Origin of the sequence: Agrobacterium leguminum, from assembly GCF_005144435.2 — a bacterium.
Taxonomy (GTDB): Bacteria; Pseudomonadota; Alphaproteobacteria; order Rhizobiales; family Rhizobiaceae; genus Agrobacterium; species Agrobacterium leguminum.
In genome coordinates, this window is the sequence record NZ_CP120212.1 from 2382504 (window position 1) to 2393468 (window position 10965).

8 protein-coding genes are annotated in these 10965 nt (G+C 51.8%); 3 read left to right on the forward strand and 5 right to left on the reverse strand.

Annotated features, from left to right (window positions below):
* Positions 1 to 291: 291 nt before the first annotated feature.
* On the forward strand, positions 292 to 1302 hold the full coding sequence (locus tag CFBP4996_RS25370) for a glycosyltransferase family 2 protein (RefSeq protein ID WP_080853335.1): 1011 nt from the start codon (positions 292 to 294) through the stop codon (positions 1300 to 1302).
* Positions 1303 to 1311: 9 nt separating this feature from the next.
* A complete protein-coding gene (locus tag CFBP4996_RS25375) occupies positions 1312 to 2241 on the forward strand; it encodes a dimethylarginine dimethylaminohydrolase family protein (protein ID WP_080853334.1) in 930 nt (309 codons plus the stop codon).
* 58 nt (positions 2242 to 2299) lie between these two features.
* Here CFBP4996_RS25375 and CFBP4996_RS25380 read toward each other — a convergent pair whose 3' ends face one another.
* Positions 2300 to 3109 carry a class I SAM-dependent methyltransferase gene (locus tag CFBP4996_RS25380; RefSeq protein WP_080853333.1) on the reverse strand — a complete coding sequence of 270 codons (810 nt, stop codon included), beginning with the start codon at positions 3107 to 3109 and terminating at the stop codon, positions 2300 to 2302.
* Between the two features lie 231 nt (positions 3110 to 3340).
* On the opposite strand from CFBP4996_RS25380, the gene CFBP4996_RS25385 reads away from it, so the two are divergent.
* Complete coding sequence (locus CFBP4996_RS25385; protein ID WP_162936008.1) at positions 3341 to 4036, forward strand: 4'-phosphopantetheinyl transferase family protein; 696 nt, start codon at positions 3341 to 3343, stop codon at positions 4034 to 4036.
* Here the strand turns inward: CFBP4996_RS25385 and CFBP4996_RS25390 are convergent.
* The 4 genes from CFBP4996_RS25390 to CFBP4996_RS25405 all read right to left on the reverse strand — a co-directional run bounded on the left by CFBP4996_RS25390 (position 4028) and on the right by CFBP4996_RS25405 (position 10954).
* Positions 4028 to 5104 (reverse strand): acyl-CoA dehydrogenase family protein, encoded by a 1077-nt coding sequence (locus CFBP4996_RS25390; protein WP_080853331.1) that lies wholly within the window; start codon positions 5102 to 5104, stop codon positions 4028 to 4030. The two genes, CFBP4996_RS25385 and CFBP4996_RS25390, sit on opposite strands and share 9 nt — an antisense overlap.
* 8 nt (positions 5105 to 5112) lie before the next feature.
* Entirely contained in the window at positions 5113 to 6294 is a 1182-nt protein-coding gene (locus tag CFBP4996_RS25395; protein ID WP_080853330.1) for an acyl-CoA dehydrogenase family protein, read from the reverse strand.
* A gap of 5 nt (positions 6295 to 6299) precedes the next feature.
* Positions 6300 to 6545: an MbtH family NRPS accessory protein gene (locus CFBP4996_RS25400; protein WP_080853329.1), complete on the reverse strand. Its 246-nt coding sequence runs from the start codon at positions 6543 to 6545 to the stop codon at positions 6300 to 6302.
* Positions 6546 to 6673: 128 nt separating this feature from the next.
* Positions 6674 to 10954: a type I polyketide synthase gene (locus CFBP4996_RS25405; protein ID WP_080853328.1), complete on the reverse strand. Its 4281-nt coding sequence runs from the start codon at positions 10952 to 10954 to the stop codon at positions 6674 to 6676.
* Between the last annotated feature and the right edge of the window lie 11 nt (positions 10955 to 10965).

The window sequence follows — 10965 nt, forward strand, 5'->3', positions numbered from 1 at the left end:
ATTGCAAATAAACTTTCGAGTTTATAGGGTGAGGTCTGTCGTAGCGGCAAGGGTAGTTCCTTTGCGCCGCGCTCGGCTGAGATTTGTCCTCAAAATGTTAGCAACCTAAGATATCGCCTTGAAAAAATGCGCGGCATAGTGATGCTGATCACAGCGCCGTGGTGGTCGCGGCGGCCGCGGCCTCCTGATAGTTTTGTTGGACACAAAACACTGCCGGCAGATCGCATCTGATTAAGAAAAGTCGCGAACCGTGTCCTAATTGGACACCATTTAATTGGGAGCAACCGTAATATGGACACGGCCAATCAATATAATACGCGAAATCGCACTCAATACCTCTCTGATTTTTCCATGGATGTTATAATTCCAGTCGCATCAGCGGACGAATGCCAACTGCAGTTTCTTCTTCCCAGTGCTGTTCAGCTTGTCGAAGATCTCCAAGCATACAACATAAATGTCATTTTCAGCGTCAACGATGACATCACTTTGGAGAAATTTCTTCTGGCGAAAGGTGTGAACGATAAGATCAAGGTAATTTGTGCCGATGACGCTCGACGTGTCTACAAAAATAACAAATCGAACAATATTTCATATGCTGTAGATTATAGTGTTTCCAATGCGGTCCTCCTCCTGGATGACGATGTAATAATCGAAGCAGACAGTATTCTGCATGCATGGAGACAGCTACAACTAGATGGCATTGTAAAGTTCATGACACATTACGAGCGCCCCGACTTCTATGATAGAATGGACCTCTTTGGCATTTATTTCGTCAATATGATTTGTGACGATAGGCAGTTTTGGGGAAACATCGGGGTACGAGCCGAGTATATAAGAGGCGGGCGATATCGAGGCAACGGCTTATTCGATGACCTTGCCATATTCCGGAGCTGTAAGTGGCAGGGCGCATCGTTCTCATATGTCAGCAAGCCAGCTATGTCGATGCGAGGTAGATTGAGGACCCTCCGGAACTTCATTGAGCAACGCGTTCGCTATAGCTATGAGAACTTTGCCTACCCGGTCCGCACTGTTTCCTATATGTCTCTGATACCAAGTGCGCTTGCTGTGGGTGTAATTCTAGGTCTGTGGGTGGTATTGCCATTCTTGTTGATTGTAGCTTTATTGGTTGCAGCCACTGCTGAAATCGGACGGAAGCGATTTGGCGGTCAAAAAATTGGAAACATGTTCATTTATGGTTGCGCTTATGCAGCAATCAATTCTGTCAGCGTTTGGGCAGCAATGGTCGCTCGAATGCGGGGTGGTGTGCGTTTTGGAACGTCAATTATTCGCGAAGCGGTGTGAGGTCTGAAGATGGGAATTGTTGATTCTGCCCACGGTGGGGCCGGCTGGTGCGCGCGTGCTGACGGTCGTGCGACAAATCAGTCTCCGCTCGCGGTAAAACACGATGGTGATGATCTTTCCGCTGTCCTGCTGCATTTGCCAGATATGGAGCTAAACCGAGTTACAGATCCCTCGAGCGTGGACTGGGTTGCGAAAATGCAAATCGAGCGTGCGCGAAGCGAAATTCTTCTTCTCGCCGAACTTTATCGAAAACATGATGTTTCCGTGTATTTCTTTGAGCCTGTGCGGCCTATGGCAAACCATGTATTCATGCGAGATCTTTTCACGATGACGCCTCAGGGCGCTCTCATCAGTCGCATGGCGTCTGAGAAACGGGCGGGCGAAGAAGTCGAGGTCACCGCGATGCTCGCTAGCATGGGCATTCCGATTGTGAAAAGTGTGGGTGGGTCAGGCGTTTTCGAGGGACCGGATATCGTTTTCTTTGACGATGGTCACGCGTTTGTTGCTGAGGGTATCCGTAGTAATTCTCTTGGAGCCGAACAAGTTACTCAGGAGTTGGTCTCGCAGGGAATCGAGGTGACGAATATTCAAACCACCTACGGGTGCGGTCACTTGGATGGGGTCGTTTCGATCCTGAATCGTAAGACGGCTGTGCTATTCCCCAGGAGAGTTTCTTACGTTATTTATGAGAAGCTGCGTCGGCATGGGTACAATCTTGTTATAATAGATGACGAGCAGGAGGCCGATATTTCTATGGCGATCAATGCAGTTTGCCTGAACCAGGAAACGGTCTTGATGAATGAGCGCGCAGTTTCATTGCGGAAGCAGGTAGAAGCCTGCGGGGTGAACGTAGTAACGATAAACCTCGATGAAACCATGAAAGGCGGGGGTGCCATGCATTGTGCGACGGGCGTACTGGGGCGCAAGAGCAATTTGTAAGATACCCCGCTGTTGCCGATTGTGGCTATGCTGGTTTCCAGCGCGGCTTGCGATCGCGCTAGCTCTTTCTAAACGCCCGCACATAAAGTCGAGGTACTATTGTCTCGACAGTATTTCGTCCCATCGGTAGCCGGTCGACCCATCTTGCAGTCTCTTCCAGTATGCGTTCGTATTCCACGACCGGAATTGGCCAAAACTCCGCAAAGAAGCGCTTCTTAAATTGATCGAGGATCACCCCGTAAGATATTTCCCGCGACCAGCTGAGGTCGCTGACGTCCACTCTTACCTCCGAGCAGCCCTGCTTATCGAGCAACTCGACCAATTCGTATTCTTTCGCTGGGTGAAGTCCAAGGAAGCGGTTTTCAAAACCGGCCTCATTTGCAAGTTTTCCAAAGTAGTCACGAACGGTATTTTCCAAAGCGACCGCATCGTTCAGTTGGATAAAGGAAGCGCCGGACTTCAGTGTTCGCAGAAGCTCTGTAACAGCATTTCGCCAATCGCTCACGTGCACAAGGAGTTTACAAGCAATTACTGCATCCACAGCGCCGTCTTGCTCGGGTAGTTTCCGGACATCTCCTACCATGTATTTCGCATGCTGATTAGGAGCCACCTTCTTCTGAGCGGCCGCCACCATCTCTTCGGAAACATCGTATCCTCTTATTTCATAGCCGCGTTCCGCGAGTGGCAGCGACATCTGCCCCGTGCCACAGCCGGCGTCGAGGATAACGCCTTGAGCGGGAAGTGCGCCATACGTTACGAGCCTATCATAACAATTCATAAGAAGCTGAGTGGGGGCTTGATATCTTTCGTCGTAGCAAGATGCTATTGGGGAAAAACTCAAAGTGGGTGCAACCGTCTCCGCTGTCATGTAAAATTCCTTCGATTGAGGCCTTTGGTTGATTGGTCGATCGCAATGCCGACGAGCCGCAAAACCACATCAACTTCTCTAGTCACGATTGTCCAATGCTCATATTGCTACCACGATAGCATTTGACTCGAGGATGCAAAAGTGTGAAATGCACTCGAACTTCCAGTTGTAACTATGGCTATATCTCCTCGGAACGGCGAGCAGCGACCATGCGTCTCGGGAGCATTGATCATGGATAAGAACTGTCAGCCGATCAAAAAGTCTTGCATCGGACCAGTTTGGGACCGTCTGTTTCCTGAGGGAGTGTTCGTCGCTGCACGCAACATAACCGAAGAGGCCTTTCCCTTACTCGAGGCGGAAGAGGCAGTCATCCGGGGCGCAATTTATCAACGCCGGACAGAATTCAGCGTTGGGAGACACTGCGCGCGGCAGGCTTTAGCGCGATTGGGGTTTCGCGAATTTCCCATTTTGAAGGGAGATGGGGGAGCTCCTGTCTGGCCGCCGGGAGTAGTGGGTAGCATCACCCACAGCACTAATCTGTGCATTGCGGTGGTTGCGTTAAAAGAAATGATCAGATCAGTGGGAGTCGACACCGAAATTGTTGGTGCAGTGACGACCGATCTGGCTGACAACGTCCTTCGGCCTGACGAGCCTTATTCCGGAAAAATTGGGTCGATGGGCGTAGACTACTTAACGCTTATCTTCTGCATAAAGGAGGCGGTTTACAAGGCGCATTTTCAGCTGGAGCCGAAGTTTCTGGACTTCCACGACGTTCGGGTTAGGATTGACCCCCTATGCAACTCGTACATAGCCGATGTCATGTTTACTTCGGACCATCAAACGACCTTCAAGGGCCGATATGGAATAGATGGCATGAACATCATCGCTTCGTGTTGGAAACATGCCTGTGATACCCAACTAGATTGAACTCGTGATATCATCAAGAATTTTGTCAAGGCTGCCCATGCAGCGTGATATCATTATCGAACGTTTAAAGCATCTGCCGATTATATAATCCTCTGTCATTCCCATTGCGCCATGAAGTTGAACTCCGTTTCGGCAAACAAAATCTCCGCTTTTGCAAATATGGTAGTAGGCCGAATAGACAGCAGGTTTTCGCTCCTCGGCTCGCATAAGGGCGAGTGATCGGATGGCCGAATAAAGGATCGAGCGTGAAAGTTCCAACTCCACGAACATCTCGGCCATCCGATGTTGTAGCGCTTGATATGAAGAAAGCGGGGATCCATATTGCCGGCGTACTAATAGGTGCTCACGACACGTCGAGACAACATTGTCCATAATGCCGACCAGCTCGGCAGAAAGGGCAATGAAAGCGATATGACATAATCCGTTAAGGTCATCGCATCGTCCTATCATGGCGTCCTCGCTCAGCTCCACGTCATCAAGCACGAGATCCGAAGCTAAGCCGCCATCGACCGTAACGTAATGAAAAGTCTTCAACCTGTTTGCTCGACTGTCAACGAGGAAAAGAGCGAATGTCTCATCCCGTCCGCATCCAAGGCGCGCCGGAATGAGGAAGGCGTCTGCTGTGGGGCCTCCGACCAGCAACAACTGGCGGCCGTTGAGCCGGTATTTGCGGGAGCCTGCGATCGTTGCCGTTGTTAAGACACCCTCGCTGTCATTCCTGAACGAAGTTGCGACGAGACGGCGTCCTCCGGATAAATCTGATATTAGGGAAGTATTCGCATCGCAAGAAGCTAGCATCGATCCTGCGAGGACCGCGCACGACCAATACGGCGCGAGAACCAACGCTCGCCCAAGCTCCTCGGCTATTATCAATGGCGATAACGAAAACTCTTCTCCACTTTGCTTCTCAAAACAAGGTTGAAGCCAACCGAGTTCTCCCATTGCCGCCCATCTAAGGAGGGTGTCACTTTGCGAGGCCTGGCCGTGGCATCGGGCGCTATTCTCGCGGCAGTAACGCCGGACGGTCTCCTTGAGCATGAGCTCGGAAGCAGAATATGAGAAATCCATGGGAGATCCTAAAGCCCCAGCGCAATACCGGCTATCAGGTTTTTCTGTATTTCTGTCGTTCCGCCAGCTATGGAGCCTGAAACATCATAAAGAAAATCCTGTAGGAGGAAAGGGTCTGGGTAGTCTATTGCGGAATTGCGAATGGGCGTTAGCTGACTGTCGAGTGGCTCCATGATCAACGCGAGGTGCTCGAAGGCTTCTAGTTCAAGTCCGCCAACACGCTGGCGCAATTCGGCACCGCGGACCTTGATTGCGCAAGTGAGACCCTCCATCGTCGGATCTGTCCGATCGGCATGAAGCACGCGGAGTATCGCGAATTCCAGTGCTTGTAGTTCGATCTCAACTTCCGCCAATTTACGACGAAATTGTACGTGATGATGCATTGGATTGCTGTTGTCTCGCGCACTTGCCTTTAAGGTCTCGACACGCCGCCGTGTTGTCGGCGAGTGTGATAAAAGCAGGCGTTCATTCGCAAGCAGATAGCGTGCATTTTGCCATCCTCGCCCGGGCTCTCCGACAATATTCGAAACTGGCACACTTACCTTGTCAAGCACAACCTCATTGAAACGGTGGCATCTATCTATTGTCTCAATAGGCTTGATTGATACATTCGTGTGGCGCATATCGATTAGGATGAACGTCAGGCCGCGCTGCGTTACTCCGTCCACTTTTAACCGCACCAGCGCGAACATAAAATCGGCCAAGTGTGCGTTTGTGGTCCAGATTTTTCGGCCCTCAACAATCATTTCGTCGCCGACCAATGTGGCAGTAGTACGAAGCGAGTTGACATCTGATCCCGATTCTGGCTCGGAAAATCCTTGGCACCACATTTCAGTACCGGACACGATCTGGGGCAGATAACGTTTCTTGAGCGATAGCGATCCGAAATTACAGATAACCGGTCCGGCCAGATCAAGTGCGGTTCGATCTCGTGGGGGAAACCCTACGGCTTCTAATTCCTGTTCGAGGACATATCGCTCTACAGGAGAGAGCCCGGCACCTCCCCATTCCATAGGCCAGTGGCCAGCCAACCAGCCGGTATCCTGTAGAATTTGAGCGCCCAGGGCGACTGCTTCGCGACCCTTCAGTGAGCGCATCTTTGCTGAGTATAATTCCTCGTGCCGTTCGGCGAGAAAGCCTCTGACCTTCTCGCGAAACGCACTTTCAACCTCTGTAAAGCGAAGATCCACCTCAGTTACCCACGCTGCGGCCGACTTAGATTGGGCGGTAGCTGAGATTCAGATGAGCCCGTATGGACATGGACGGGCCCGATCTTGATCCACACTTCGTTGATGTAGGCCACACAATCTGCTTTGAAGCCGGTCGGACCAACGGCACGCCAACCATTTGGAATAGCTCGGCCTGCGACCCAAACCGAGTACTGCCCCAAATTGTTTACAACGACGTTGTAGGATTTCGCATCACCGGGATCTTGGCTCATCGGAAAAATCCTTTCATTCTATCGGCTCCCTCATAGTTTCAACGTGAGGAACAGGAAGGGAATGTGCAGACCTTGCCAGCTGCGGTTTGGACTGATGTCTCATCTCTCGAGCGCTTCCGATCATTTGCTTAGCCGCTCATGAAAGGGGGCGGCATAAGACTTTCGTCACCGAAGCTTCTCGCGATATCGGTTAAGCGATCACGGACTTCGCTCATGCCGATCTCGTTGGCGATGTAAAGGATGCCGCCGCGCCAGCTGGGAAAAAGAAAGCCATGAACCAGCACCAGGTCAACCTCGTAAGGCTCCCTGACAACACCTTCCGCAACTATTTTGAGCGCTTCGCCAATCATGGATAGGATCAATAGATCGGCGATTTCATCGGTTGCAATTTTACGCCGCTTAAAGCTGCCCTTGTCGGATAGTTCTCGTATCAACTGATGTACGACCGGATCGTCAAGCCGACCGAGATCATCAGATCGATACTTGTAGAATCCTTTTCCGGATTTTATGCCGAAACGACCACGCTCGCACAAACGATCCGAGATAGACAGCTCGATATTGCGCCCCTTCCTTGCTTTCCAGCCAATGTCCAAGCCGGCAAAATCTGCTAATGCGAATGGCCCCTTCGGAAACCCAAATTTCACCATAACGTCATCCACTTCGTGCGGAAGTGCTCCCATCAACAGAAGGCGCTCTGCCATTCTCATTCTTGCGGCCATCACCCGGTTGCCGACAAATCCCAGTGTGGAGCCCACAGCAACAGGGATCTTTCCTAAGTGAACGCTGAGGGCAGATATTCTTTCAACGACGGCCGGTTCGGTATCACGATGGGGAATAACTTCAACTAATGACATTAAGTTAGCTGGGTTAGAGAAGTGCATCCCTACGAACGCCCTTGGGTTCGGTGAAGCCTCACTCAACGCATTAATATCAAGATATGAGGTGTTGGTCGCAAGGATACTGCCCTCCTTTACTCTCAGGCTGGAAAACAAGCCACGCTTGACATCCGCATCTTCAACGACCGCCTCTATGATCAAATCGGCATCGGCAGCAACGCCTGGGTTGATCGTCGACGAAATCCTTTCTATGCGCCTCTCGGCCTCCAAGTTGGAGATTTCCTGCAGTGCAACCCGCTTCGAATAGTCGTCTCGAATGGCTTCCATCGCCCGATGGATAGAGGATTCCTGCCTTCCAAGTAGGGTAGTCAAATACCCCGCATCAGCGAAACACGCCGCAATTCCTCTTGCCATCACCCCGGACCCGATGATAACCGCCCTCGTTATCGCGAGGTTTTCTATGTCTGGAATTCTTGCAAGAGCAGCTCTTTCGGCCTCCTCCAAATACTTTTGGACGCTCGAACGTGCGCTGATCGAAAGTGATTGCGTGGTATCCGGACCGGAGCGGGTATTGGCCTTGTCGGATAAGCGACGTCTGATAATGGCACCGAGGTCTTTGACATTACGACCCCTTCCGATGAATTCCGCGATGGGGATATGGACGTTAAATTTGCTCCGGAGCCCGGATAATATCCGAAGCGCTGTAAGCGAGTTGCCACCCAACTCAAGAAAGTCCACGTGAGGCGCTATTTCCTGCTTGCCCAAGATATCCTGTATGAATTCGGTCAGGCTATCTTCGATGCCGTGGCCATCGCTTTGTGTTGTGCGACCGGCGATCGACGGACGTATCTCATGTTGTGGTTCAAGCGCAGATTTGGGAGTTGCTGTTTGCATTCGCCCGTCGTGACTAGAGGAAGAGGTACTATTCGTATTTTGGGCTTGCAGGGGATCGGACTCCAACCTGTGCAGTTGTTTTTTAAACGGGTAAGTCGGCATCGAAACACGGTGAGGGCTCGTACGGTCGTGCAGGTTCCAATTCACACGAGCTCCTGCCGCCCACGCGTTGCCAATGGCTTCCAGTAGATTCCGACGCGTAGCGGGCCTCTCTTTGTCCATTGTCGGAAAGCCATCAACAATGGTACTAGATGCCTGCCGCGCTAGGTTGATAAGCGTTTCACCAGGTCCAATTTCGACAAGGATACAATCCGATATGTCCATGAGGGTTTTAAGGGCAGATGCAAATTGCACGGGTTGCCGCAAATGGCGTCCCCAATAGGAAGGGTCCGACAATTCTTGCTCGCCGACCATCGCCCCGGTAACGGATGAGACGTAAGGAATAAGAGGTTTCCTGAAATGGACCTTGGACGCAGCCTGTGTAAGAGCTGCAGAGGCGGCGTCCATCAATCGAGAATGACCCGCTCGGTCGATCTCAAGCCATTTGTAGGGTAGCCCGAGCTGATCGAGTTCATTGGCCACAAAACGCATGTCTTCTACCGCGCCAGAATATACGCGCTGGCAAGGTGTATTAACTGCAGCAAGGTCAACGGATGGCCATGTCGAAGACGGAATGTCACTCTCGATAGCCTCCACAAGCAACATTGACCCTGGAGGCGCCTTCGCTATTTCTATAGAACGGAGCGCGACCAAATCAATTGCGTCCTCCAAACGAATAACACCCGAGCAACATGCCGCTGCATACTCTCCCAGACTATGGCCAAGAAGCACGCTAGGCTGAAGCCCCCAATCCCTTAGCAATGCAGCGATTGCGTACTGCATCGAGAACTGAGTGGGCTGATCCCAAATAGCTCCGGCATCGGAAAGCGCGGTGTCGGCTGAGAGGGCCAAGCTAAGAACGTTCTCGATCCCTCGTTGTCGGAACAAATTTGCGCATGCTTCGAAGTGCGTTCTAAAACGATCATCTGTTTTGCAAAGTTCCTGCAAAAAGCCAGGCCTGATTGAGGTAGTTCCGGGAAACAGAAATGCCACGGGACGGCTCGTCGGAACATGTTTCCAGGCGCTATCCTTCGCCTCTTCCAGCCTTTGCACTTCATCGGCAAGCCCGTCTCTCGAGTCGGCGATCATGAAAGTTCTGAATTGCAATTCGGCCCGTCCCACCTGGAGAGTGTAGGCTAAGCTGTCGAGAGCATGTTCAGATCGCGATATCGAATGATCGCGGAGATTTCTAGCGATCTGAAGCCCTGCGGGTAGAGTCTTTGCTGATAGCGGAAGGAGTTGCTCTCTCTCGTCTGTGCCATTTGCTTCAGTCTGAAGATACTCTTCTAGAATGACGTGTGCATTCGTTCCGCCGATGCCAAATGAGCTCACGCCTGCAAATCTTGTGTCAGCGTCACATACCCACTCGCGAAGCTCGGTGTTTACGTAGAATGGGCTCGACGGAGCGGCTATCGCAGGGTTCGCGGTTCGAAAGTTGGCTGCCGGAACAAGAGTTCGATGCTTTAAGCACAGGGCGGCCTTTATCAGGCCTGCGACGCCAGCCGCGGTATCAAGATGACCAATGTTGCTTTTAATGGATCCAACGGAACAAAATTTGCCGGAAGACGCGCGGGCGTTGAAAACTTCGGTAAGAGAAGCAATTTCAACGGCATCACCGATCAAAGTTCCCGTTCCATGTGCCTCTATCAAACCAATTTGTCGTGGGTGAACGCCGGCGGCAGCGAGGGCTGCTTCGATGACGCGCTTTTGTCCCGTGTGGCTAGGCGCCGTGTACCCCACCTTGTTGGCACCGTCATTATTGATCGCGGAGCCGCGAATTATTGCCCATATGGGATTGCGTTCTTCAATTGCGTCACTTAGCCGACGCAACGCGACAACTCCGGCTCCACTCGCAAATATCGTCCCGGTCGCATCTGCATCGAAGGACCGGCAGCGGCCGTCTTTAGATAACACTCCGCCTTCCTGGTAAAGGTAGCCCGCTTTGCGGGTACTCACGGAAACTCCTCCAGCCAGAGCGATGTCGCACTCCATGTTCAATAAACTCTGGCAAGCCATATGAACTGCGACCAGAGAGGTTGAGCAGGCAGTTTGGACAACGAGGCTTGGTCCATTAAGATTCAGTTTATAGGAGACCTGAGTAGCAAGATGGTCCTTGTCTATGTCAATGAACGCCTGTAGCCGCTCAAGAAAATCACCGCGATTACGTATCCTGTCTACATTCTCTAAGAAGTAGCGGCTTGTTCCAGATCCAGCAAATACGCCGATTGCTCCATCACACGACGCGGGCGTGAGCGCGCCGCTCTCCAGTGCTTCCCAGGCGCACTCGAGAAAGATGCGCTTCTGTGGGTCAAGTCGATCGGCCTCCGCCATGCCAAATCCGAAGAATGCGCTGTCGAAATGCTCTGCCCCCTCCAGGGCCATGATCGCGGGAACATAGTTGGGGTCTTGGATTTGTTCAGGCTCGAGGCCGGCCGCTAGTAATTCGTCATACGACAAATCTTCTCTAGCGTCACGGCCGACGCATAGGTTTGACCAAAGATCATCAACATTGCGAGCACCTGGGAAGCGTCCTGATATCCCTATTATCGCGGTGGCATACTCATGGGCCGAATCAGGCATCCGAATGGTCC